The sequence below is a fragment of the Nitratireductor sp. GZWM139 genome (assembly GCF_030068685.1).
In the GTDB taxonomy this organism is placed as follows: Bacteria; Pseudomonadota; Alphaproteobacteria; order Rhizobiales; family Rhizobiaceae; genus Nitratireductor; species Nitratireductor aquimarinus.
The window spans coordinates 204,948-226,879 of sequence record NZ_JAMQML010000001.1 but is presented as its reverse complement, the minus strand read 5'-3'; the positions used below and the strand labels follow the sequence as shown (position 1 = coordinate 226,879).

25 protein-coding genes are annotated in these 21,932 nt (G+C 61.3%); 7 read left to right on the top strand and 18 right to left on the bottom strand.

Features of this window, described 5'->3' with window-relative positions; genetic code table 11:
- The first annotated feature begins 23 nt into the window (after positions 1–23).
- Positions 24–608, top strand: a complete 585-nt coding sequence (locus tag NDI72_RS01055; protein ID WP_206547295.1) for a DUF1214 domain-containing protein — start codon at positions 24–26, stop codon at positions 606–608.
- A complete protein-coding gene (locus NDI72_RS01050) occupies positions 601–1,143 on the top strand; it encodes a DUF1254 domain-containing protein (RefSeq protein ID WP_283799316.1) in 543 nt (180 codons plus the stop codon). Before NDI72_RS01055 ends, NDI72_RS01050 begins: the two co-directional genes overlap by 8 nt.
- 146 nt (positions 1,144–1,289) lie before the next feature.
- Here NDI72_RS01050 and NDI72_RS01045 read toward each other — a convergent pair whose 3' ends face one another.
- On the bottom strand, positions 1,290–1,481 hold the full coding sequence (locus NDI72_RS01045; protein ID WP_162742256.1) for a hypothetical protein: 192 nt from the start codon (positions 1,479–1,481) through the stop codon (positions 1,290–1,292).
- A 235-nt stretch (positions 1,482–1,716) separates the two neighbouring features.
- On the opposite strand from NDI72_RS01045, the gene NDI72_RS01040 reads away from it, so the two are divergent.
- Entirely contained in the window at positions 1,717–2,631 is a 915-nt protein-coding gene (locus NDI72_RS01040) for a hypothetical protein (RefSeq protein ID WP_206554006.1), read from the top strand.
- On the opposite strand, the gene NDI72_RS01035 is transcribed toward NDI72_RS01040, so the two are convergent.
- The 3 genes from NDI72_RS01035 to NDI72_RS01025 form a co-directional block, all read right to left on the bottom strand.
- Positions 2,607–2,954: a DUF1491 family protein gene (locus tag NDI72_RS01035; RefSeq protein WP_283799314.1), complete on the bottom strand. Its 348-nt coding sequence runs from the start codon at positions 2,952–2,954 to the stop codon at positions 2,607–2,609. The two genes, NDI72_RS01040 and NDI72_RS01035, sit on opposite strands and share 25 nt — an antisense overlap.
- 98 nt (positions 2,955–3,052) lie before the next feature.
- The gene (locus NDI72_RS01030; RefSeq protein ID WP_283799313.1) at positions 3,053–3,994 is read right to left on the bottom strand and encodes a peptidoglycan-binding domain-containing protein; all 942 of its coding nucleotides are present in this window, start codon (positions 3,992–3,994) and stop codon (positions 3,053–3,055) included.
- Positions 3,969–5,759: a sensor histidine kinase gene (locus NDI72_RS01025; RefSeq protein ID WP_283799312.1), complete on the bottom strand. Its 1,791-nt coding sequence runs from the start codon at positions 5,757–5,759 to the stop codon at positions 3,969–3,971. The genes NDI72_RS01030 and NDI72_RS01025 overlap by 26 nt, the downstream gene beginning before the upstream one ends.
- Before the next feature lie 463 nt (positions 5,760–6,222).
- Between NDI72_RS01025 and NDI72_RS01020 the strand changes: the two genes are divergently transcribed.
- Positions 6,223–6,573: a DUF5330 domain-containing protein gene (locus tag NDI72_RS01020; RefSeq protein ID WP_206993698.1), complete on the top strand. Its 351-nt coding sequence runs from the start codon at positions 6,223–6,225 to the stop codon at positions 6,571–6,573.
- Between the two features lie 62 nt (positions 6,574–6,635).
- Entirely contained in the window at positions 6,636–7,064 is a 429-nt protein-coding gene (locus NDI72_RS01015) for a SufE family protein (protein WP_206993699.1), read from the top strand.
- A gap of 68 nt (positions 7,065–7,132) precedes the next feature.
- Here the strand turns inward: NDI72_RS01015 and NDI72_RS01010 are convergent, their stop codons facing one another.
- The gene (locus tag NDI72_RS01010; RefSeq protein WP_283799310.1) at positions 7,133–7,957 is read right to left on the bottom strand and encodes a DUF6456 domain-containing protein; all 825 of its coding nucleotides are present in this window, start codon (positions 7,955–7,957) and stop codon (positions 7,133–7,135) included.
- 1 nt (position 7,958) lies between these two features.
- Complete coding sequence (locus NDI72_RS01005; RefSeq protein ID WP_283799308.1) at positions 7,959–8,390, bottom strand: helix-turn-helix domain-containing protein; 432 nt, start codon at positions 8,388–8,390, stop codon at positions 7,959–7,961.
- A gap of 206 nt (positions 8,391–8,596) precedes the next feature.
- Here NDI72_RS01005 and NDI72_RS01000 point away from each other — a divergent pair, with 206 nt between their 5' ends.
- The gene (locus NDI72_RS01000; RefSeq protein WP_224873347.1) at positions 8,597–8,959 is read left to right on the top strand and encodes a cytoplasmic protein; all 363 of its coding nucleotides are present in this window, start codon (positions 8,597–8,599) and stop codon (positions 8,957–8,959) included.
- Positions 8,960–9,170: 211 nt separating this feature from the next.
- Here NDI72_RS01000 and NDI72_RS00995 read toward each other — a convergent pair whose 3' ends face one another.
- The 8 genes from NDI72_RS00995 to NDI72_RS00960 all read right to left on the bottom strand — a co-directional run bounded on the left by NDI72_RS00995 (position 9,171) and on the right by NDI72_RS00960 (position 15,912).
- On the bottom strand, positions 9,171–9,590 hold the full coding sequence (locus NDI72_RS00995; protein ID WP_206545903.1) for a Ros/MucR family transcriptional regulator: 420 nt from the start codon (positions 9,588–9,590) through the stop codon (positions 9,171–9,173).
- Positions 9,591–10,025: 435 nt separating this feature from the next.
- The gene (gene mnhG, locus NDI72_RS00990; RefSeq protein ID WP_113156224.1) at positions 10,026–10,403 is read right to left on the bottom strand and encodes a monovalent cation/H(+) antiporter subunit G; all 378 of its coding nucleotides are present in this window, start codon (positions 10,401–10,403) and stop codon (positions 10,026–10,028) included.
- Positions 10,403–10,738, bottom strand: coding sequence for a cation:proton antiporter (locus tag NDI72_RS00985; protein WP_206545902.1), 336 nt, complete (start codon positions 10,736–10,738; stop codon positions 10,403–10,405). The genes mnhG and NDI72_RS00985 overlap by 1 nt, the downstream gene beginning before the upstream one ends.
- Positions 10,735–11,208, bottom strand: a complete 474-nt coding sequence (locus NDI72_RS00980) for a Na+/H+ antiporter subunit E (protein ID WP_113154595.1) — start codon at positions 11,206–11,208, stop codon at positions 10,735–10,737. The genes NDI72_RS00985 and NDI72_RS00980 overlap by 4 nt, the downstream gene beginning before the upstream one ends.
- Complete coding sequence (locus tag NDI72_RS00975) at positions 11,205–12,761, bottom strand: Na+/H+ antiporter subunit D (protein WP_283799305.1); 1,557 nt, start codon at positions 12,759–12,761, stop codon at positions 11,205–11,207. Before NDI72_RS00975 ends, NDI72_RS00980 begins: the two co-directional genes overlap by 4 nt.
- A 7-nt stretch (positions 12,762–12,768) precedes the next feature.
- Positions 12,769–13,146, bottom strand: coding sequence for a Na+/H+ antiporter subunit C (locus NDI72_RS00970; RefSeq protein ID WP_113154593.1), 378 nt, complete (start codon positions 13,144–13,146; stop codon positions 12,769–12,771).
- On the bottom strand, positions 13,146–13,565 hold the full coding sequence (locus tag NDI72_RS00965) for a Na+/H+ antiporter subunit B (protein WP_113154592.1): 420 nt from the start codon (positions 13,563–13,565) through the stop codon (positions 13,146–13,148). The genes NDI72_RS00970 and NDI72_RS00965 overlap by 1 nt, the downstream gene beginning before the upstream one ends.
- 1 nt (position 13,566) lies before the next feature.
- Complete coding sequence (locus tag NDI72_RS00960) at positions 13,567–15,912, bottom strand: putative monovalent cation/H+ antiporter subunit A (protein WP_283799304.1); 2,346 nt, start codon at positions 15,910–15,912, stop codon at positions 13,567–13,569.
- Positions 15,913–16,384: 472 nt separating this feature from the next.
- Between NDI72_RS00960 and NDI72_RS00955 the strand changes: the two genes are divergently transcribed.
- Entirely contained in the window at positions 16,385–18,502 is a 2,118-nt protein-coding gene (locus NDI72_RS00955) for a S9 family peptidase (RefSeq protein WP_283799303.1), read from the top strand.
- Here the strand turns inward: NDI72_RS00955 and NDI72_RS00950 are convergent.
- From NDI72_RS00950 to NDI72_RS00935, 4 genes are all read right to left on the bottom strand, one after another.
- The gene (locus tag NDI72_RS00950; protein WP_206545899.1) at positions 18,477–19,409 is read right to left on the bottom strand and encodes a cytochrome c; all 933 of its coding nucleotides are present in this window, start codon (positions 19,407–19,409) and stop codon (positions 18,477–18,479) included. The two genes, NDI72_RS00955 and NDI72_RS00950, sit on opposite strands and share 26 nt — an antisense overlap.
- A gap of 174 nt (positions 19,410–19,583) precedes the next feature.
- Positions 19,584–20,033, bottom strand: coding sequence for a c-type cytochrome (locus tag NDI72_RS00945; RefSeq protein WP_113154588.1), 450 nt, complete (start codon positions 20,031–20,033; stop codon positions 19,584–19,586).
- 178 nt (positions 20,034–20,211) lie between these two features.
- The gene (locus NDI72_RS00940) at positions 20,212–20,811 is read right to left on the bottom strand and encodes a superoxide dismutase (RefSeq protein WP_113154587.1); all 600 of its coding nucleotides are present in this window, start codon (positions 20,809–20,811) and stop codon (positions 20,212–20,214) included.
- A 102-nt stretch (positions 20,812–20,913) separates the two neighbouring features.
- The gene (locus NDI72_RS00935; protein WP_206545898.1) at positions 20,914–21,792 is read right to left on the bottom strand and encodes a branched-chain amino acid aminotransferase; all 879 of its coding nucleotides are present in this window, start codon (positions 21,790–21,792) and stop codon (positions 20,914–20,916) included.
- Between the last annotated feature and the right edge of the window lie 140 nt (positions 21,793–21,932).

Sequence of the window (21,932 nt, the reverse complement as noted above, 5' to 3'; positions counted from 1 at the left end):
CTCCGTTTTTTTTCGGGCATCACATGCTGAAGTCTGTTTTCCAGGTGGCAGTGGTTCTGCTCATCGCCCTTGGCGGCGGTGCCGGCACGGCATGGCTTGCGCTGGAATCCACCCGCACGATCGGTTCGAGTGAAATCGGTCCCTGGGTTACATTTCCCAATGAAGGCACCAGCGACGCCGATCCCTATGCACGTGCGCGCAGCGCTCGCCTGGGCACGCTTGCGCTCGGAAACGCAGAAGGCATCGTAATCACCGCCACTCAGGACAGTCTGCGCCGTCCGCTTCTGCGCGAATGCAGCTATATGATCCGTGGCGACATGCCGCCCACCCGGTTTTTCACCCTGCACCTGACGGATCTTGAACGTCGCCCCCTGCCCGCGCCGGCGCGGTTTGCATCCGCACTCCACTCACAGTCCCTGGTCTGGCGACGAAACACCCCCCTGCGCATCATGGTTTCACCACATGCCCATCCGGACAACTGGATCGCCACCACGGGCCCCGGCCCCATGCGCATCGTTCTGACGCTGGTCGACACCCCGCTGTTTACCGAGTCCAGCGTTGGCGAAACCCGGCTTCCGGTCATCATGCGGACGGGCTGCGATGCTTAGATTTGCGCACCTTGTCCTTCTCGGCCTCTTCGGCGCAGCCGCCGTCCATCTCGCCATCCTGTTTCTGCTACCCGCCTATTCGGAACGGGACATGTGGTCCGCGCTCACCGCAAAGCAGGACCTTTACACATTCACGCGCCTCGGCAAGGACGATGCCAACGCGCTGCTCGCAGAGAAGCAGAATCCATTTCTTGAGGAGGCTGCCTGCCGGTTCGATCTCGAAAACGGCATGACCTGGCTCAGTGCAGAAACCCGCGTGCCCTTCTGGTCTTTCTCGGTCTACGACCGCGACGGAATCAATGTTTTCAATGTAAACGACCGCGGCGCCGAGAATGGAAAACTCGATGCGCTGATCATGAACGCACCGCAACTTCTGGAGTTGCGCAAGGAAATGCCTGAGATGGTGAGCACCTCACTCATTGCCCAGACCGATCTGGACGAAGGCATAGTTGTCGTGCGGGTCTTTCAGCCAGACAAGAGCTGGCGCGCCACAATCGAGCGTTTCTTTCAGGAACTGCGCTGCTCGGCACTTTGAGTTCACGCGCGCGCTCAGGCCCGCTCTCCGGTCCGCCTGTTTGGCCAGAGCAATTCCAGGAAAAGTGGGAGCCGGTTTTCCGTCCGGAATTGCACAAGAACAATGAATGAAAGCGTTTTTGCGATTCGACGAAAAGCGGAAATGCCCTAGCGTTTCGTCACACGCCGGCCGACGCTTTTCGGCTGGTTGCCACCGCTGTCATCTTCCGGCCCCATATCCGGATGCTGCTCATAGCGCACGCCGGGAAAGATGATGATCGCGGCGTCCGAACGGCGCTGCCTCGGCACATTTGCCGAACTCTTTTTTGCTGCTGGTACGAAGCTCAATATCGTTGCCATGACATCGCGTCCCTTTCTGTGACGGAGTGGTACGCAACGCCTCCGTTACTGAGTAAGGCAGCACATGGTTAAGGTTTCGTTACCCCTGACAATCCGTTTCTGAACGGAACTCTAAAGAAACCGGTTAACAGCTTGCTAAGGGAATTCGTGTAATTCTAACCAGGCATCGGGCATTGGCGCGTCCGCCCGATGGCGTTTCATGTAACCATTCGTGTTTCTGGAGGTTTAGGTCTGCGTGTCATCCGCTGTATTCAGGCAACTGGCTTCGGGCGGGGAAGCGCATAGACCGGAGCGCCTGTTCCGTGCTGCCATATCCGCTTTCGTGTCGCTGACGCGACCGACCAGACGCGAGATTGCGCAACTGGACGACCTCGCCCTGCCGCTCTATCCGCTGATCGCCCCAGAGACCCGCCGCTACGCCGCTGCGGTCCTGTCCGATTTCGCAACGCCGCCCCCCGGGCTCCTGCGCAGGCTGACCGACGAGCCGGCGGAAATCTGCGCGCCCCTTCTGGTCCGCTCGCCCGCCCTCTCGGATGTCGATCTCATCGGCCTGATCGCGCGGCACGGGCAGCCCCACGCGCGGGTCATCGGCCGTCGCGCGCACCTCAACCCGGCCATTGCCGCACTCGTGCGCGCATTGTCGGCGCAGGCGCATGATGATGAGCAGACCGCACCGTCCGCCGGAAGCGCCAGCGAGGCTGATGTCCGTGATCGCCTGCGCCTCATCATGAGCGCCGCCAACACACAGGCCCCGGCTGCCCGCCAACGTAACGAAAAGCCCCTGCCGAAAGTCGAGGCTGCCAGTGCGATACTGCGCAAAGCCGTCTTCTCGAGTGAAAGCGGGGCCTTTGAAGCCGCGCTCACGGAGCTACTGGGAATTTCTTCAGATGCCGCCCGCGAGATCACGGGTTTCCCCACCTACGGCGAACTGATTGTTGTTCTGAAAGCGCTCGGATTTGAGGATGCAGAGGCATTTCTCCTGACCGCAGCCGTGTTTCCAAAACTGTTCTCGCAGCGAAGCGCCATCGGCTTTTTTCTGGAGCGTTACCGGGCGCTTTCCGCTGACGATGCACGACACAGGCTGCAGGGCTGGCGGGACGGCACAAGCGCGCCCGGCCATGCAGATCAGCCGGTGGCAATCTCGAAATAGCGCTCCGCCTCATCGAGGTTCATGACCTCGATTTCCACTAGCCAGAAATCCGGATCGAACCGCCGCTCGCGTTCAAGGCGTTTCTCAATCGCCTCGTCGTCATTCTGCACGATCAGTGCAAAGCGGCGTTCATTGGGACGCGCCTCGTCGTAAACCGCCTGTGCGGCCGGACCATAGAGCGCCTGCTCGCCGAGCCTGTTGCGCAACAGAATGTAGATTGTGCCGGCTTCGCGCGCGCCCTTTTGCAGGACGGTTGCAAAACCGCCCTCCGCAAACAGCCTCTTGGTCAGGGCAGAGACCCAGAAATCGCTGGTCAAACGCATAGGCGCATCGGCCTCCTCGCCGCAGTTTCAGCCGTGCAAAACAGATGGCAGGGGTAATCCCACGCGCACCGCCCCTGTGCAAGGGCCGGTCTGGCCCGTCAATTGGTCAGGCCGACTTCGCGCATCTTGGCAAGGAAAGTGTCATCAGGGCGACCGGTGACCGGTAGGCCGAACAGGCTCTGAAACTCCCGGATCGCCGTCTGCGTGTCCTGGCCGAGGATGCCATCCACCGTGATCGCATCATTGCCGAAGGCTTTCAGCCCCGCCTGAACCCGCATGATGGTGGGATCGGCCTCAACCGCTTCCAGCGCTGCGGTCTGCACGCGCGGCTGCGGCACTTCGGCGGCGGGAACCGGAACGCTCGCCGTCTGCGGCCTTGCGACCATTGCAGGCTGCGCTTGCGCTGCCTGCGGCTGATAGGCGGGCCGGGGCGTCGGGATTGGTACGACTGTCGGGGTTTGCACGACCGAGGGCGTGCCCGGAGCCTGCTCCGTTGCAGACGTAGCGTTCGAGAGCCCCAGCTGGCGCAGCAGCGCCTCATCGACGACCGGATTGGAATCCAGCCCCACGATGCGCCGATAATTGCCGATTGCCGTGCGGGTGGCCGCGCCCTGCAGACCGTCAATCGTGCCGTGATAGAGGCCGAGGTCTTCCAGAACCTTCTGCACCTTGCGCACGACCGGATCGCCGCCCTGAAGAACGTCGGGCCGCTGCACCGGTATCGCACCGGTCGTGTCCCGGTCAGGCGCGATCTGGCGCGGCGCCTGGCTTGGCGTTTCCTGCACCGCAGCCGGGAAAGTCGGCGCAGGCGTCGTTTCAACGAAGACGGGTTCGCGCGTCGAGATCAGCGCGCCGGCGTGGAAATGCGGCTGATACCAGAGCGCATTTGCAGAAACGAAGGAAAACGCCACGGCGAAGGCCGTCGCCCCGCCAACCGCAATCGGGTTACGGGCGATGGCCATCCCTGCACCGGCCGCACCGGCGCGCAGCAGGGTTCCAAAGGTGACCTCCGGTTCAGGCCGTCTTGCGGTATTCTTCATCGCTCCACTCATCGTCAATCGCCGGTTTGCCGTTACCGGTATTCTGATCCTTGTCCTCGCCGACGCCGACCGGCAGGGAAATGCTCACCCGCGTGCCCTCGCCGGGCGCGCTGTCGATGGTCATGCCACCGCCCTGAAGGCCGACAAGCCCTTTCGCCAGTGCGAGGCCGAGGCCCGTCCCTTCCACATGCCGCGTCTCGTCGGTGCGCACCTGGGCAAACGGCTCGCCAATCCGCTCCAGATCGGCAGCTGCGATGCCCACGCCATTGTCGGAAACGCTGAAGTCCAGCCGGTTTCCTGAACGCTCGGCCAAAACGCTTACCTTGCCGTTCGCATGCGAGAATTTGACCGCATTCGACAGGAGATTGATCAGCACCTGCTGCACGGCGCGCCGGTCGCAATAGACCACGCCAACCGAGTCGGCAATGGCGACCTCGATGTCGATGGACCGCGCCGATGCATCCCCCTGAACGAAGGCAACACTCGGGTCAACCACTTCGCTGAAGCGGAAGGCCTCGGGATGAAGCGTGTAGGTGCCGGCCTCAAGCTTGGAGATTTCCAGCGTCGAGTTCACCACCGAGAGAAGATGACCACCAGCCTCATTGATCAGCCGCACATATTCGCGCTGCTTCTCGTTGGAAAGCTGCCCGAAAATCTCCGAAAGAAGTGTGTCGGAGAAGCCCAGAATGGCATTCAGCGGCGTGCGCAGTTCGTGGCTGACGGCAGCCAGCATGCGCTTGCTCTCTACCTTCGCCACACGCGCCTCTTCGCGGGCGCGCGCCAGATCATGCTCCAGCTCGGCCATGCCGGCTTCATCGCGCAGAATGACAACGGCCCCGCCCTCGCCGGCTGCCGACAGGAGTTCGACACCGAACTGGCGGTAACCGGGTGCGCGCAGTGCGCCCTGTTCCACTGGCATGCGCAGGCGCATGCTGATCGTACGCGCCTCGGCGCCTTCATTGATATCGGAGACGGCGCACAGATAGGCGACGCGGTCGGCCACATGAATGCGCTGGAAGAAACCATTGCCGAGAAGAATGTCCGAACGCACGTTCAGAAGAGTTTCAGCCTGGCTGGATGCGTGCATCACATCGCCGGAACGGTTCACGCGAAGCAGCACTGCGCTCATGCGCTCTTCAATGCCGGAGGCTTCGGGAGCCGCATCCGCGTCCGCACGCGCCGGCTCTTTCACGGTGAAGCGAAGGCCAAGCGTTGCAACGTAGATGAGCGGCACGAGCCATTGTGCAGCCGAAGGCGTCACGGAAGGCAGACCACCAAAACCAAGAGTGCCTGCGCCGAAGGAGAGCGCCACCGCGACCGCACCGGCGAAAGCGCCGGTCATCGCCGCGCGACGGGTCCGGGCAATCCAGTAGCATTCTGCGGCCAGCGCCCCGGCCAGCAGCGTCATCGGCGAGGAAACCCCGCCGGCAATCGCGATCAGCGCCGCAACAGCCGGAACAGCCATGACAAGCGCGCCGGCTTCGACGAGCCTGCGCCGTCCGGTTGCCAGAAGCAGGGCAGCCGTCAGCCAGCTCGCGGCGAACACGGCGCTCGCCAGCGCCAGCGTCTGGGCAAAGCCAACCGTCGCGCCAAGAAGCTGCGCCGCAGCGCCTGCAAACAGAAAGGGAGCGGCAAACAGAACGGCAGCAAGCCTGAGCTGATGCGAGCGTTCGGGCCCCTGCTCGACACTCGGATGGATCAGCCCTTCAAATGCTGCCGAAACGGCTGCCAGCCACTCCGGATATGGAGATACTCGTGAACTCAACTCGACGCGCTCTTGTTTGGTCCGTTCGGCGGGTTCTTGTTCCTGAGGAGACTCGCACCGAGCGTTTAAGGAAAGGATAAGCGCAACGGGGAAACGGCCGCCTCAGGCCGCAAAACGCCGATTTCTCGCAGTAGAAAGCCGGCTGAATGTCGTCATGGTTAACGCCGCCTGAACAAAATACGCAGCTCCCCGCCCTCCAGAAAAACAGGCTTTCGCCCTTTGACCATCGCCGACACCTCAATCGGCACAGGCGCTTGGATGGTAAATCAAAGGTTAATGCGTTTCACAGGCTTTGATGCAGACTTGTCTCGAAGGCAGTCATTTTCGAATGCGAGAGAAATTTGCTTTCAATTTTAGCAAAAATCTCAAGAGCTCCTTGGCCGGACCGTGCAATGGTAATGAAAGGGACGCCCCCTTGAGTTGGATCTTGAGCTAAACGGGGCAGGAAACGGGACTGGACGTCATGGGCTTTCTTATTCGCGCAATCTTCTGGCTTTCGCTTGTTCTGCTGTTTGTGCCGATTGGCGGCGCCGGTAATGATGGCGATGGCGCAGCGCCGCAGATCGGCGCCCTTCAGGCTCTGAGCGCTGCCCGCGATGCGATCAGCGACATGGCAGGCATCTGCGAGCGCAAACCGGAAGTCTGCGCCACGGGCGTCGCCGCCCTTCAGACCATCGGCGTCCGCGCCCGTGAAAGCGCCCGCATGGCCTATGAGATGATCGAGGAAAGCGGCAGCGAAGCGCCCGACGCCGCAGCCACTCCCGAAGACACCATCACCACCGGCAGCATTCCCGAGAGCGCCGAGAACCGCTAAGCGCGCCCTTCCTGAAAAGGTTTTGCGTGACGACAGGCCGGACAATCACTATATCCGGCCCAATGAGCACGACGATTGACACCCTCTACGACGACTTCGCCTTTCTGGACGACTGGGAAGAGCGCTATCGCTACATCATCGATCTGGGCAACGGCCTTTCGGCCTACCCGGAGAGCGCGCGGGATGAGGCGCATCGCGTTCGCGGCTGCGTCAGCCAGGTCTGGCTTTACACCGAGCGCGCCGATGGCGACGATCCGGTCCTGAACTTCAGGGGCGATTCCGACGCTCACATCGTGCGCGGCCTGGTGGCCATCATGATGCTGCTCTTTTCGGGAAAGCGCGCCAGCGAAATCCTCGCCATCAATGCCGAAGACGTGCTGCGCAAGCTCGGTCTCGACGAGCACCTCACCCCGCAGCGCGCCAATGGCCTGCGCGCCATGGTACAGCGCATCCGGGATGAGGCCGCAGCCGTAGCTCCCGCAGCGGGCTAAACCTCTTGCAAGACTGAAATGCGAAGGCCCATATGGGCCTCCGCGCTGGCGTATCGTCCCGCCGCACGTCAGGCAATTTTCGGACGATAATCCTCAACGCCCCAGTGAAGAATGGGCTTTTGCGCCGCCGCTCTCCGGGCGTCCCGTGGCGCATAATGGCGGTCGAGCGCGCCAAGCGCCGTCTTCAACACCACCTTCGCTGAACGCACGGGCCAGCCGCGCTCCGTCTCCACCTGCTCGAGCCCTTTCAGGAAGCAGCAGATATCGACGAGAACGCCGGCAAGTTCCGGCCCCACCGCATTGAGCGCCCGGTCCACTCTCTGGCGCGCCGCAAGCGCCGCGTCGGTGAGGTCGGCCCCCTCGCCTGCCCCACCGCTTCTCCTGCCCGCCGAAACCGTCGCCACCCAGTTGGCGCTCATCCGCGGCATGATCTGCCCGCGCGTATAGTCTGCGCGCAGCCTTTCCCCCGCATCGAACTCCGCCTGGTTCAGAAATGGCTGGCCATTGCGCGCCCGCCGGCGGGCAAGCTGGGCGAGCGGCGATTCGCTCAATGTCGCCGACACCACTTCACGCTCCAGCCCCTCGCCAAAGCTTCGCTGTTCGAGCTCCCAGTGCTGCCTGCGAAAAGGTTCCTCACGCGCGCCAAGCCTGCACGCATGTGCGCTTCCCGCCTGCGTCAGCTTCACCCGTTCCCCATCACGAGAGACCAGATCATCACGGCTCAGCCTTTCCAGCACATCTCGCGCGATCGAGATCGTTCCCCGCTCTCCGCCATCCAGAAGCACCGCCCCCGTCTTCGCCCCGCGCTGAAGCCAGGCGGGCCCCTTCTGCAGAAACCTCAACGCCCTCTGAAATTCACGGCGCTGACGCACATCGTCCTTCATCACCGCCATCTCAGCGCACCTCCATATTGCGAAACGCAGCCGAGGTGATCCGCTCCGTCATCAGCACGATCCGGTCGAATTCTTCATCGTCGCGCATGTCCTCGATCAGATGGCACGCATATTGAACCGTGGTCCGGTCACGCCCGAAGCCACGCCCGACCTCGGTCATGTTCAACCCAAGCACAACATGCGCGACATACATGCCGATCTGGCGCACCCGCGTCACGCTGGTGGATGACCGACGGGCCTCGCGCAGCTCGCGCCCGCTCACATTGAACAGCGCTGCGAGGATATCGATGACGCATTCGCAGACGTCGCCCAGCCGCTCTTCGGTGACGGGGCTCAAGCGCCGCGCCAATGCCGGACGCTCGGTCTCCTCGGACACTCCTTCCGGCTCGGCTGCGTCTTGCGGCGGTTTGGTGGAATTTGAAAGCACAGGCATTATCCCTTCCCAAAAAAGAGGAATAAATTCTTATACCCTACACAGCCACCAAAGCGAACAAAGAGGGAACGATATTTCCCCATCGATCAATCAAGATATTGAAATACAGACATAAAAATTCTGAGGAACCGTTTTTCCAACACAGGTTTATCCCCGCCCGTGCCGCGCGCCCTCATAGTCACCCCAAATCAAGACAGGGATCGACCATGACCGCGATGAAGCAAGAACGCCTTGAGTTCCTTGAAGAAAAGAGAAAACGCCATGAACTGTCACGGCAAACGGCAGCACTGTTCCTCATTGGCGGCATCGATCTTGCCAAAGCGCTACAGACAGAAGGGGCAGAACGCGCCGCTGTCGTTCAGCGCCTGAAGCGTCTGATCGAAAGAGAGCGCCTGAAGGGTGTGCGCGGGCACTGGAGCTATGATCTCAACCGACACATCGCTCTAAAACAGGGCCTGGAACGCCTGGCGCCGGAAACACCATGCCCGGCACGAAGAAAATCCACACATCCGCCCGCAGCATTTTCTCTGGGCGCTCGCACAGTCCGGCGAATTCCCGGAAGCGCATGAGAGGCGTCGCATTTTGCGCAACAGGAAAAGCCCCCCCCTGAAACAAATCAGGCGTCGCTGTGCCAGCGACGCCTGAACCTTGAAGCGTGTAATCTCGGCGTAGCCGTTACACTGGATCACCCTGCGCCCGTCCGGGCAACAAAGGATGATCGAAACTTTTATAGAGCAGCCGAACAACCGAAAACCGGATGCCGCCTCTCGGTCCGAAGCTCTAGGTCTCTTTGCGCTTGCGGCCTAAACCCATCTGCTTGGCCAGCTTCGAGCGGGCAACCGCGTAGCTGGGCGCAACCATCGGGTAGTTCGGATCAAGGCCCCACTTCTCCCGATACTGCTCCGGCGTCATGCCGTAATGCGTCATCAGGTGGCGCTTCAGCGATTTGAACTTCTTACCGTCTTCGAGACAGATAATGTAGTCTTCATGCACCGAGCGCTTGGGGTTGACGGCCGGCTTCTGCTTCTCGGCCGGCGGCGCCTCAGGCGTTCCGCTGACACGGCCAAGAGCCGAGTGCACATCAGAGATCAGGTTGGAAAGCTCAGATGCGGGAACCGGATTGTTGCTGACATACGCGGCAACAACGTCCGCAGTCAGCTCTATAAGCATGTTGTCGTTCTTTACAGAATCGTCGTTCATTTCGTTACCTTGCCCCAACGTCATTAAAATTGGTCTCACCTCAAGTCGCCACTCATGAGGTCTCTAAAGGGAGCCAGATGTTTTTGGCATTTCTTGGCCCGACTCCCGATGAGGCAGCAATCTTATGATTACTTTTCTGCTTTCGGTCAACTCACTTTTTAAGTCTTATACTAGGCGACACTAGAAGCCGATTGTTTATCTCATCTCAAAAAAATCAAATTCATTCCAAAAATCAGACAAAATTGAGCTTACTGGAAAATTATATCTAAGCCCGCCTTATTAAATTTGAGTATTGAAGCCATGCCTTGTGAGGTATGGACCTGTACCCGAAGCCGCACTTCCCGGGAAAAGCCGGCTTCAGGCTTTTCAAAGACCATCATAAGTAGAATCCATCCCGGCAATGCCTCAAAAAGGATTTACCGGAAAATTATTCCACTATTCTTTGTCACTTCTTGCCTCTGCGTCAGGGGTGGTCGCATCCCCTCCCGCATTCGCCATCTCATCATGCACCGAACGACCCCAGAGCTTGTAGCCGGCCGCATAGGCGGCCTTGGCCAGGAGGTGCGCGGAAATGGGCGCTGTCAGCAGGAAGAAGACCACGGCAGCGAGCGCGCGCGTGACGATGGCCTGATCCTGCGCAAAGATCGCCAGGGCGATCAGCAACAGGCCCGAGCCGAGCGTGCCCGCCTTCGACGCCGCATGCATGCGGGTGTAAAGGTCAGGCAGGCGCAGAATGCCAATGGCCGCCACCAGCGTGAAGGCAGCGCCAATGATCATGAGCGCGCCGGTGAGAATGTTCAGCACGTCGCCCATCATTGGTCCTTGTCCCCGTAAATGCCCAGCGTATCGCGCTTCACGAACTCCTGCTCATAGCGGCGGCTGAGCACGAAGCGCGCAAACGCCACCGTCGCAAGGAAGCCGACAAGACCAAGCGCAATGGCGATGTCGAGATAGAGCGTGAAGCCCGTGCGAATGCCGATGACGGCGATGAAGCCGATGGCGATCGTCACCAGCATGTCGAGAGCAAGAACCCGGTCGGGCAGGCTCGGCCCCACCAGCACCCGCACCACTGTGAGAAGAAACGACAGGCTGAGCAGGGCGAGCGCCACGAACTCGGCGAAGACGAGGAATTCTTGACTGGCGCTCATCGAAACGCCTCCATGATCTTTCGTTCAAAACCATCGGCGATGTCGCGACGCAGTTCATCCGGGTCGGAACAGTCGATGGCGTGCACGTAGAGGAAACGGCGGTCTTCCGACACGTCGACAGACAGCGTGCCCGGCGTCAACGTGATCAGGTTCGCCAGAAGCGTGATCTCGAAATCGCGATCCACCTTGAGCGGATAGGCAAAAATGCCGGGCTTGATGTCCATCTTGGGCGACAGAACGAGAATGGCTACACGCCACGCTGAAAGCACCAGCTCGTAGAGGAAGAGAAGCGCCAGCGAGAGAACCCGCATGCTGCGCTCGAAATAACCGAGCGAGCCCACCTGCTCGCGGATCAGATAGAGCGTGGCCGCACCAAGCAGAAAGCCGAAGAGGAAGTTCGGCAGCGTGAACGAGCCGCTCACTGCGGTCCAGATCAGCGCCAGGAGAATGTTGATCAGGGACAGTTTCATTGCGCTGCCTCCACGGGAAAGACCGCTCCGATATAGGCGGACGGATCCAGAAGCCCTGCCGCAGCGGTCTCTGCGATGCGAATGAAGGGCTCAGGATACACGCCAAGAAGGATGATCGGAATGCAAAGCAGAGCCAGCGACACATAGCCGAGCCCCGGCCGTGCGTTCGGCTCGCCGCTCGGCGCGCCTTCGGGCCGGTTGCGCCAGATCGCCAGGATATAGACGCGGCCAAGCGCAATCGTGGTCAGAAGACCCGTCGCGAGAATGGCCAGCGCGAGCCATGGCAGGCCGGATTCCAGCGATGCCTGCACAAGCAGGATTTTCGGCCACAGGCCGGATGCCGGCGGCAGGCCGGCCACGGCAAGCATCAGCACCAGCGCGAAGGCCCCCATCGCCGGATAGGCGCGGTAGAGACCGCCCAGCTCATGCAGCGAATAGCTGCCGCCAAGCTCCTTCATCACGCCCGCAAGCAGATAGAGCGCCGTCATCGCCAGAATGGAATGGAAAGCGTAGAGAACCGTACCGGTAAGCCCCTCTTCCGTCCCCAGCGCCAAACCGGCCAGCATGACGCCCACACCCGAGATCACCACGAAACCCAGAACCCGGCGAACATCCGACTGGGCAAGCGCGCCCATAATGCCCAGCACCATCGTGCCGGCAGCCACCCAGGCGATCACGCCGGAAAGCTCCACGCGCTCGACCGGGAACATCATCACCAGCACGCGCAGCAGCGCGTAGACGCCCACCTTGGTCAGAACGCCACCGAACAGCGCCGCCGTGACGATGCGCGGCGTGTGATAGGAAGCCGGCAGCCAGAAATTGACGGGAAACGCCGCCGCCTTCATGCCGAAGGCGAGCAGATAGAGAACCGCCAGCGTCATCAGCGGCCCGGTGTCGCGCACGGCGTCGACCCTGCGCGCAATGTCCGCCATGTTCAGCGTGCCGAACGTGCCGTAGAGATAGGCCGTCGCCGTCAGGAACAGCGTCGTGCCCACAAGGTTCAGGATCGCATATTTGGTCGCGCCGTCGAGCTGGCGTTCCGTCGAGCCCAGGATCAGAAGACCGAAGGACGAGATCAGGAACACCTCGAACCACACATAGAGGTTGAAGATGTCGCCCGTCAGGAACGAACCGCCCACACCGGCCATCAGGGCCATCACGAACGGGTAGAAGCCGTAACGGCGTCCCGTCGCCCCGATGTCCTTCATGGCGTAGAGCGCACACACGGCTGCCACCAGCGTCGCCACGAAAGCGAGCGAAGCGCCCAGCGCATCTGCGACAAAGGAAATGCCGAAGGGCGGCAGCCACCGCCCCATGGTCATCACCTGCGGCCCGTCGGCGAGCACCTGCAGCAAGAGCGCCGCATTGGCTGCCAGCGTCAGAAGCAGGCCGGTGATTGCGATACCGGCATGCAGGCGCGTCTCATGACGCACCATCAGCAGGATCGCGGCAAAAAGGATCGGCACCCCAACCGGCGCCACAATCATCCAGTCACCCAGCGTGGTCGGCTGGATCACCATTGCATCGGAAATGTCTATCGATTCAGCGGCCATCAGTGTCTCAGTATCCAAGCGGGGGCAGCGGCTCGCCCTCAGGTTCGGCGACGCGCATTCCGTCCGTATCGTCCGTTCCAAGTTCCTGATAGGCGCGGAACGCCAGCACAAGGAGGAACGCGAACAGCGAGAACGAGATCACGATCGCCGTCAGCACCAGCGCCTGTGGCAATGGGTTGGCGATCGCGGAGTCCGGCGTCTGCAGAGCCTCGGGAATGATCGGCGGCACCTCACGCATGAGCCGCCCTGCCGTGAAGATCGACAGGTTCACCGCATTGCCGAAGATCGAGACCCCCAGCAGGATGCGGATGATGTGCTTTGAAAGCATGAGATAGATGGCAACGGCAAAGAACACGCTGACCACAAAGGCAAGAGCGGCTTCCATTATCCATGTTCCCTTTCTTCAAGCGCCAGCGCGATCGACGTGATCGAGCCGAGCACCACCAGATAAACGCCGATGTCGAAGAACAGGACCGTCGACAGGTCCAGCGGCACGCCCAGAAAGTTCACCTTGGTCCACAGGCCCGTCATGAACGGCACCTGGAAGAAGTAGGAGAGCCAGCCAGCCAGCGCCGAGACCAGAAGTCCGAAACCGGAAATCGCCATCGGGTGGAAGTAAAGCGCCCGCCGCACCGGCGAAACACCACAGGCAATGCCATAGATCGCAAACGCAGAGGCCGCGATCAGACCGCCGATGAACCCGCCACCCGGCTCATTGTGCCCGCGCAGAAGCACGAACACGGAGAACAGGATCATCAGGCTCGTAAGATAGGGCGCGACCGTGCGGAAAATCAGAGTGCGCATATCAGCCCTCCCCGTTCTTGGAAGCGATCGGCTTCACACTGCGAACACGTACCAGCGCCAGAATGGCAAGGCCCGCAATCATCACCACGGCGATCTCGCCCAGCGTATCCGTCCCGCGGAAGTCCACCAGAATGACGTTCACGATGTTGCGGCCATGCGCCAGCACACGCGAATACTGCGTGAAGAAATCGCTCAGCTCGCTGTTGAACGGCACCTGCGTCACCCGCAGAAGCATAAGGCCGAGGGCCGCGCCGCACGTGCCCGCAACCGCCACGTCCATCACCTTCTCGCCCGTCGGGCGATGATCCGTCGGCGAAAGCCGCAGACGCGTCATGACCAGCGCCAGGATGACCACCGAGAGCGTCTCCACCATGAACTGGGTGAAGGAGAGATCCGGCGCGCCCAGAAGCATGAAGATCAGCGCCACGGAGAAACCCTGAATGCCCAGCGAGACAATCGCCGTCAGGCGGTCGCGCGCATAGATCACCGCGCCCAGACCGATCAGCGCGATCAGAAGCACCGTCCACTCATAGAACGGCATGCGCGGCATCGAAGGAACGGCCGGCCACTCTCCATAAAGCCCCATCGGGATCAGGACGGCAGCGGCAACGGCGATGAAGGTCGCCGTCATGTAGTAGTCCAGCCGGCCGTTCTGGATGAGATTGGTCACCGAGAAGGAAACACGCGTCAGGCCGCGCATCACCTGGTCGAAACCCTTGTCCGGGCCCCAGCCGATGGCGTTGAGGATGCCGGCCATCGCCGCGCGCCCCTGCCCCAGCATGACGAACACCAGAACGCCGAGCGCAACCGTCACCACCGACAGCGCCAGCGGCATGCCGATATGCGGAATGGTCGAAATCGTCACCGTCACGGCCTCGCCGAGCACGGCGCTCGACATCGGGCTGCTGACGAGCTCATGGCTCACGCCGGAGAACAGTGCCGAGACCAGACCCAGCGCTCCCAGCACCACCGGCCCGAGCCAGAGCAGGATCGGCCCTTCATGGGCATGTTTGGGCGTTTCCACCTTCGCGCCAAGGAACGGCTTCAGCGCCACGGCGAAGCCGATGGCGAACATCAGCCCGTTGCCGGCGAGCGCCACCAGCGTCAGCATGGAGGTCCAGCCATTGGCAAAGCCGAGGCCGGCATAGATCTCTTCCTTGGCGAGGAAGCCGAAGAACAGCGGCACGCCGCCCATCGAGGCCGCCGCCAGAACAGCCGCCGTAAAGGTGATCGGCATTGCCGTGCGCAGGCCACCGAGCTTCGTGACGTCGCGCGTGCCGGATTCGTGGTCGACAAGGCCCGCGACCATGAACAGCGCGCCCTTGAACATGGAGTGCGCCACGAGATAGAGCACCGCCGCCTCGACCGCCTTTTCCGAGCCCACGCCCGTCAGCATGACAAGCAGCCCCAGCGAAGCCACGGTCGTGTAGGCCAGCATCAGCTTCAGGTCCGTCTGGCGCACGGCCAGAAGCGTTCCCACCAGAAGCGTCGTGCCGCCGAACAGCGGCAGAATGGTTTCCCAGGCAGCCGTATCACCCAGCACCGGATTGAGGCGCATCAGCAGATAGACGCCCGCCTTCACCATGGTCGCCGAATGCAGATAGGCCGAAACGGGCGTCGGCGCTTCCATCGCGTTGGGGAGCCAGAAGTGGAACGGGAACTGCGCCGACTTGGTGAACGCGCCGCCCAGAATGAGCAGCAGCGCCGCCATGTAGAGCGGTGCATCACGCAGCGCGCTCTCGGTCGCAAGCAGCGCCGACATGGAGTTGACGCCCGTGGCGCTCCAGATCACCAGAAGACCGGCAAGCAGCGAAAGGCCGCCAAGCCCCGTCACCACAAGCGCCTGCAAAGCCGCACGGCGCGAAGCCTCGCGCGAGTGATCGAAGCCGATCAGCAGGAACGAGGTGATCGAGGTCAGTTCCCAGAAAACGAACAGGGTGAGGAAGGAATCCGCGACCACAAGGCCCAGCATCGAGCCCATGAACATCAGGATGAACGAGAAAAAGCGCCCCTGATGCTCGTGCCCCTTCAGATAGCCGCCCGCATAAAGCACGATCAGCGTGCCGATGCCCGAGATCAGCAGCGCGAAAGTGACGGAAAGACCATCGAGGAACCAGGAAAAATCAACCGAAAGGCTCGGTATCCATGCATATCCGCCCGTCAGCGTTTCGCCATCGGAAACGGGTCCGACAAAGCCCGTAAAATGCAGAAAGATGAGAGCGGGCGCGATCGCCAGCACCCAGGCTGCATTGTGATGCAGCGCCCTTGTAAGCGCTGGTGCTATGGCGGCGGCTGCGAACGGCAGCAACAGAGCGAGAAATGTCAGCCACTGGCCGTCTGCCGTCATGAACTCTCCCCACTGGACTTAGTGTTTCAAGAAACTTCAGAAAATCTCACGGTGACATAAACACTCGCCCTCGGCACGACAAGGCGTAAACGCAACTCACAGGCGCGATGAAACGACGCCATTCACAAGAGATTGGTCAGCTTAAACCACCGGGGGCTCACTATGCAAAAACACCGCTGGAATCATGCCCACACAATCGGCAGGCCCCATCAGGTCGTTTGTTCCCCTATATAAGAAGAATGCATCATTCACGTTGCCCGCGTGAAACATAATGCAGCTTAGACACAGTCTTTTATTTCGACTGCCCAGAAGAGGCGGATCGCGCCCTCGATCTTCCTGCCCTCCCCGCCCGCAGGTATTTTTTCGATTGGCCATTGCCACGCGCCCCTTCGGCGGGACAAAAATGCGCCCAGCTTCACGCAGCGCTTCGCGCCGCACCTGCACACATTCCGCAGATACTCCAAGGTTTGCCATGACTTCCAAAGCATTTTCCTCGACAGCCAGCGCTCCCTCGCCCGAAGCCCGCCCCGTCAGCGACACCCGCCATGGCATTGAGCGCACGGACGACTATGCCTGGATGCGCGCCGACAACTGGCAGGAGGTCCTGCGCGACCCGGCCCTTCTGGCAGACGACATCCGCGCGCATCTGGAAGCCGAGAACGCGTATCAGGCGGAACTTCTGGCCGACACGGAAGCGTTGCAGAAAACCCTGGTCGCCGAGATGCGCGGACGCATCAAGGAGGACGAGACCACCGTACCTGCCAAGGACGGCCCCTACGCCTATGCCGCCGGTTTCCGCACCGGGGGCGAATATCCGCGCTTCTTCCGCCTGCCGAGCGATGGCGACGACAACGCCCAAGAGGAAGTGCTGCTTGATGGCGACCGCGAGGCCGAGGGCAAGAGCTATTTCCGCATCGGCGGCGCCGACCATTCGCCGGACCACAAGCGCCTTCTCTGGGGCCAGGACGACAAGGGGTCGGAGCTCTACACACTCAGCGTGCGCGATCTCGAAAGCGGCAAGGAGCTTCCCGACACGGTCACCGAGACCGGCGGCAGCGGCGAATGGGACGCAGCCGGCAATGGCTTCTTCTACACAAGGCTTGATGAGAACCACCGCCCGTCAAAAATCTTCTACCATCGGATCGGTGCGGATTCCGCTGAAGACCGCCTCATCTACGAGGAAGCCGATCCGGGTTTCTTCGTCGACGTGTCCGGCAGCCGCAATCACGACTGGATCTACATCTCCGCCCACGATCACGAGACGTCGGAGTGCCGCATCCTTCCCGCAAGCGATCCCGACGCCACGCCCCGTCTGGTGGCCGCGCGCGAAACCGGACTGCAATACGATCTGGAAGAAGGCGGCGACATCTTCTTCATCCTCACCAATGCGGATGACGCCAAGGACTTCAAGATCGTCACCGCGCCCGCAGGCGACCCCGCCCGCGCCAACTGGCAGGATCTGGTGCCCCACGAGCCGGGCCGGCTCATCCTCGCCATCATGGCGTTTGCCAATTACCTCGTGCGTCTGGAGCGCAAGGACGGCCTGCCGCGCCTCGTCATCCGCGACCGCGCCGACGGGTCGGAACATTTGATCGCCTTCGACGAGGAGGCCTATTCGCTCGGCCTGATGGGTTCCTACGAATACGACACGGAAACGCTCCGCTTCTCCTATTCGTCCATGACCACGCCGCAGCAGGTCTTCGACTACGACATGCGCACCCGTAAGCGCACACTCCTGAAGACGCAGGAAGTGCCCTCCGGCCACAATCCGGATGACTATGTCACCCGTCGCCTCATGGCCCCTGCCCCCGATGGCGAACTGGTGCCCGTGTCGCTGGTCTATCGCAAGGACATCGCACTGGACGGTTCCGCGCCCTGCCTGCTCTATGGCTACGGCGCCTATGGCATGGCCATGCCCGCCGCTTTCAACACCAATTGCCTGTCTCTGGTCGACCGCGGCTTCGTCTACGCCATCGCGCATATCCGCGGCGGCAAGGAAAAGGGCTACGCCTGGTATGAGGACGGCAAGCGCGAAAAGAAGGTCAACACCTTCACCGACTTCATCGCCGCCGCCCGCCATCTGGTCGCCGAGGGCTATACCAGCCACGACCGCATCGTGGCCGAGGGCGGGTCCGCCGGCGGCATGCTGATGGGCGCAATCGCAAACATGGCCCCCGAGGCGTTCGGCGGCATCGTCGCCGCCGTGCCGTTTGTCGATGTGCTCAACACCATGCTCGACGACACGCTGCCGCTCACTCCGCCGGAATGGCCCGAATGGGGCAATCCCATTGCCTCAAGGGCCGATTACGACACCATCGCCGCCTATTCGCCCTACGACAATGTGGGCGCGAAGGACTACCCGCCCATTCTGGCACTCGCCGGCCTCACCGATCCGCGCGTGACTTACTGGGAGCCTGCGAAATGGGTGGCGCGGCTGAGAGAGCGCAAGAGCGGCGACAATCCGGTTCTTCTGAAAACCAATCTCGACGCCGGGCACGCCGGAGCCTCGGGCCGCTTTTCGCGGCTCGAGGAAAAGGCGCTCACCTATGCCTTCGTCCTGAAGGTCACCGGGAAGATGGATAACCGTTAGGCTTCGGCTGAACGGCAAGAAGATAGGCCGCGATGGCGTCGCGGTCTTCCTTGGAAAGCCGGGCCATGTTCTTCTGCACGGAGACCATGGCTCCGCCAACCGAATCGAACTCCGGCGTGAAGCCGCTTTCCAGATAATAGGCGATGTCCCCGGCCGACCAGGAGCCAATCCCGCCATCACCCGTGGTGATGTTCGGCACGATGCCCTCGCCTTCCGCCGAAACCGCACCCGCAAGCCACTGATCGTAGAGCTGTCCGCCGGCAAAATTGCGCGGCGTGTGGCACTCGCCGCAATGGCCCGCACCCTCCACGAGATACTGCCCGCGCCGTTCCGCATCAGAAGCATCGGCTCCCAGCGCAACCACCGGCTCGTCATGCATATAGGCCAGTTTCCATAGCCCGATGCCACGACGCATGGTGAAGGGGAACGAAAGCTGATGCTCGCCCGCATCGCCCTCCACTTCGGGAAGCGTCTTGATGAAAGCGAACAGGTCGCTCACATCCTGCGGCTCCATCCGCGCATAGGAGGGATAGGGAAACGCCGGATAGTAATGCTCGCCCTCGGGCGAAACCCCGTGCAGCATCGCATTGGCGAACGCCATGTCGCTCCAGCCGCCGATGCCGTCCTGCATATGTGGCGAAATGTTCGGTGCGACGAAGGTTCCGAAATCGGATTTCAGCTCGACACCGCCGGCAAGTTCCAGCCGCGCATCACCGTCAGCTCCGGGGCGCGCATGGCATGAGGCGCAGCCACCGGCCCAGAAGACCTGCTCGCCGCGCTCCGCACTCGGCGCTTCCAGCGCGCCAAGCGCCCCGGCCTCCAGTGAGGTCGGAGCGCTCAACAGCCAGAACGCCGCTCCACCGCCCGCGATGACAATGAGGGCAGTGGTCAGCAATTTCTTCTTCATGACAATCCCGATCGTCCTGAGCTGAAAAATCGAACCGAAAGCCCGATACGGCTTTTCGGTCCGATGTTCTCGACTAGAGCAATTCCAGGAAAAGTGGGAACCGGTTTTCGGTCCGGAATTGCGTAAGACAATGAATTAGAGCGTTTTCGCGTTTCAACAAAAAGCGGAAAGGCTCTAGTTGTTCTGAACGCGGAACTTCTCGTGGCAGCTTTTGCAATTGCTGAACACCGGGCCGATTGCCGCCTGGAAAGAAGCGAGATCCGCCGGTCCGTCCTTGCCTGCCGCGTCTAAGGCAGCCGCCGTGTCGGTCATGTATTTGTCGAGCGCGGCCTGGAAGCCGGCTGCATCTTCCCAGATCGCCGGTGCAGCGGTGGTGTCGCCCTCGCCCGAACCCTCGGGAAAAAATGCGCCATACGACTTTGCGCCTGCGTTCAGCGTCAGGATCGCAGCCTTTGCGATTGCGGGATTATAGGCCAGCTCTTCCTTCATCATCGCGCCGGCAAGGCCGGCGGAAGCGGCCGTTGCCTGCATGATCGACTTGCGCACGGCAATCGGATCATCGGCCGCGGCAACGCCGGAAACCGACAGGCAAAGCGCTGAAACGGCAAGTGCAATCTTCTTCATGGAAACCCTCCGGTAATTTGTTCGAACAATACCCGGACCAACGCGATTGGCCGGGAATTATTCCGGGGAACGCCTTCACGCTTTCGTGAAGGTCGGTCGAATCAAAAAGGCCCGGCGCTGGGCCGGGCCTCTCGAATACAGCCAGAAGCCGTACTTATTGTGAAATCCACAAGCGGAATTACGAAGCCTGCTCGTAAAGCTCCAGCACGTAGTCCCAGTTGATCAGGCTGTCGACGAACGCCTCGAGATACTTCGGACGCGCGTTGCGGTAATCGATGTAATAGGAGTGCTCCCACACATCGACGCCGAGGATCGGCGCTGCGTCGTGAACCAGCGGGTTCTCGCCATTCGGGGTCTTCATGATCTCAAGCTTGCCGTTCTTGACAGCGAGCCATGCCCAGCCCGAACCGAACTGTGTTGCACCGGCATTGATGAAGTCGGCGCGGAACTTGTCGTAGCCGCCCAGATCGCTGTCGATGGCCTTGGCGAGCGCGCCGGGAAGGCTGGTGCCGCCGCCGTCCTTCTTCATCCACTTCCAGAAGTGAACGTGGTTGTAATGCTGGGCCGCATTGTTGAACAGGCCGGCATTCTTGCCGAAGGACTGCTTGACCACTTCCTCGAGCGACAGGCCGTCCATGCCTGCTTCTGCAGCCAGCTTGTTGCCATTGTCGACATAAGCCTTGTGGTGCTTGTCGTGGTGGTACTCCAGCGTTTCCTTCGACATGAAGGGCTGCAGTGCCTCATAATCGTAAGGCAGATCCGGCAGTTCAAAAGCCATGGTGGTAAACTCCCTCGTACAGGTGGTTGAATTCTGCAGGACGCAGATGGTGCTCTCCCTTGAGAGAGACAATACCCATCGCGTCCGATTGTTCCCGAATGATCAGGCGGGCACGCCCGAATGGGCCCACTCCCAATAGAGGTCACGGGCCTTTTTGGCCACAGGACCAGCCTGATAATTCTGATCTTCGACCCGGCTCACCGGAACGACCTTGGAGTGGTTGCCGGAGGAGAACACCTCGTCCGCTTCAAGGAAGTCCTTCACCGAAAGCGTCTTTTCAACGACTTCCATGCCTGCATCGCGCAGAAGGCCGATCACGCGGGTGCGGGTGATGCCGGTCAGGAACGTGCCGTTCGGCGCAGGCGTGTAGACCACGCCATCCTTGACCATGAAGATGTTGGAGCTGCCGGTCTCGGCCACATTGCCCAGCATGTCGAGCACCAGCGCATTGTCAAAGCCGCGGCTGCGCGCTTCCATGATGGCGCGGGCGTTGTTCGGGTAGAGGCACCCCGCCTTGGCATTGGTCGGCGCGGTTTCGAAGGTCGGCCGGCGGAACGGCGAAACGCCAACGGAAAAGCCGGTCGGCTCCAGCATCGGCGCTTCATAGAGGCACAGGCAGAAACGGCTGGAATCCGGGTCCGCCGGCACGCCCATATAGCCGCCGTGCTCGCCCCAGTACATCGGGCGGATATAGACAGCCGTCTTGCCGTCGAACTTCTTCAGACCGTCATTCGCCAGCCCGATGATTTCGTCAGCCGAAACCTTCGGCGTGAGGCCGAGATTGGCGGCGGAAGCGTTGACGCGTGCCGCATGCAGATCAAGGTCCGGCGCAACATTCTCGAACCAGCGCGCACCGTCGAACACGGTCGAGCCGAGCCACATGGCGTGGCTGCGCGGACCGATGAGGGGTACGTTGCCCTCATGCCAATCGCCATCAACATAGGTCCAGGTCGTCGATTGGACTTCGGTCACTACGGTCATACTGCGCCTTCCTTCCTGATGATCACGCAAGAATCTCTGCAAAGATGCGAAATTCTTAAATTCTCGGTGCCAATTATGGAAATGACTTTGTCCGGTCCCGTCAATCGCCGCCATGCGCCTTTCGATGAGGCCAGACCACG

Excerpts from the sequence above, each read along its gene's own strand:
- NDI72_RS01015 (WP_206993699.1), top strand. The coding sequence starts at position 6,636 with ATGAGCACGACGATTGACACCCTCTACGACGACTTCGCCTTTCTGGAC.
- NDI72_RS01055 (WP_206547295.1), top strand. The coding sequence starts at position 24 with ATGCTGAAGTCTGTTTTCCAGGTGGCAGTGGTTCTGCTCATCGCCCTT.
- NDI72_RS01005 (WP_283799308.1), bottom strand. The coding sequence starts at position 8,390 with ATGCCTGTGCTTTCAAATTCCACCAAACCGCCGCAAGACGCAGCCGAG.
- NDI72_RS00940 (WP_113154587.1), bottom strand. The coding sequence starts at position 20,811 with ATGGCTTTTGAACTGCCGGATCTGCCTTACGATTATGAGGCACTGCAG.
- NDI72_RS00955 (WP_283799303.1), top strand. The coding sequence starts at position 16,385 with ATGACTTCCAAAGCATTTTCCTCGACAGCCAGCGCTCCCTCGCCCGAA.
- NDI72_RS01020 (WP_206993698.1), top strand. The coding sequence starts at position 6,223 with ATGGGCTTTCTTATTCGCGCAATCTTCTGGCTTTCGCTTGTTCTGCTG.
- NDI72_RS00995 (WP_206545903.1), bottom strand. The coding sequence starts at position 9,590 with ATGAACGACGATTCTGTAAAGAACGACAACATGCTTATAGAGCTGACT.
- NDI72_RS01010 (WP_283799310.1), bottom strand. The coding sequence starts at position 7,957 with ATGGCGGTGATGAAGGACGATGTGCGTCAGCGCCGTGAATTTCAGAGG.
- NDI72_RS00985 (WP_206545902.1), bottom strand. The coding sequence starts at position 10,738 with ATGAGCGCCAGTCAAGAATTCCTCGTCTTCGCCGAGTTCGTGGCGCTC.
- NDI72_RS01050 (WP_283799316.1), top strand. The coding sequence starts at position 601 with ATGCTTAGATTTGCGCACCTTGTCCTTCTCGGCCTCTTCGGCGCAGCC.
- NDI72_RS01035 (WP_283799314.1), bottom strand. The coding sequence starts at position 2,954 with ATGCGTTTGACCAGCGATTTCTGGGTCTCTGCCCTGACCAAGAGGCTG.
- mnhG (WP_113156224.1), bottom strand. The coding sequence starts at position 10,403 with ATGGGCGACGTGCTGAACATTCTCACCGGCGCGCTCATGATCATTGGC.
- NDI72_RS00965 (WP_113154592.1), bottom strand. The coding sequence starts at position 13,565 with ATGCGCACTCTGATTTTCCGCACGGTCGCGCCCTATCTTACGAGCCTG.
- NDI72_RS00975 (WP_283799305.1), bottom strand. The coding sequence starts at position 12,761 with ATGGCCGCTGAATCGATAGACATTTCCGATGCAATGGTGATCCAGCCG.
- NDI72_RS00970 (WP_113154593.1), bottom strand. The coding sequence starts at position 13,146 with ATGGAAGCCGCTCTTGCCTTTGTGGTCAGCGTGTTCTTTGCCGTTGCC.
- NDI72_RS01000 (WP_224873347.1), top strand. The coding sequence starts at position 8,597 with ATGACCGCGATGAAGCAAGAACGCCTTGAGTTCCTTGAAGAAAAGAGA.
- NDI72_RS01030 (WP_283799313.1), bottom strand. The coding sequence starts at position 3,994 with ATGAAGAATACCGCAAGACGGCCTGAACCGGAGGTCACCTTTGGAACC.
- NDI72_RS00935 (WP_206545898.1), bottom strand. The coding sequence starts at position 21,792 with ATGACCGTAGTGACCGAAGTCCAATCGACGACCTGGACCTATGTTGAT.
- NDI72_RS00980 (WP_113154595.1), bottom strand. The coding sequence starts at position 11,208 with ATGAAACTGTCCCTGATCAACATTCTCCTGGCGCTGATCTGGACCGCA.
- NDI72_RS00950 (WP_206545899.1), bottom strand. The coding sequence starts at position 19,409 with ATGAAGAAGAAATTGCTGACCACTGCCCTCATTGTCATCGCGGGCGGT.
- NDI72_RS00960 (WP_283799304.1), bottom strand. The coding sequence starts at position 15,912 with ATGACGGCAGACGGCCAGTGGCTGACATTTCTCGCTCTGTTGCTGCCG.
- NDI72_RS00945 (WP_113154588.1), bottom strand. The coding sequence starts at position 20,033 with ATGAAGAAGATTGCACTTGCCGTTTCAGCGCTTTGCCTGTCGGTTTCC.
- NDI72_RS01045 (WP_162742256.1), bottom strand. The coding sequence starts at position 1,481 with ATGGCAACGATATTGAGCTTCGTACCAGCAGCAAAAAAGAGTTCGGCA.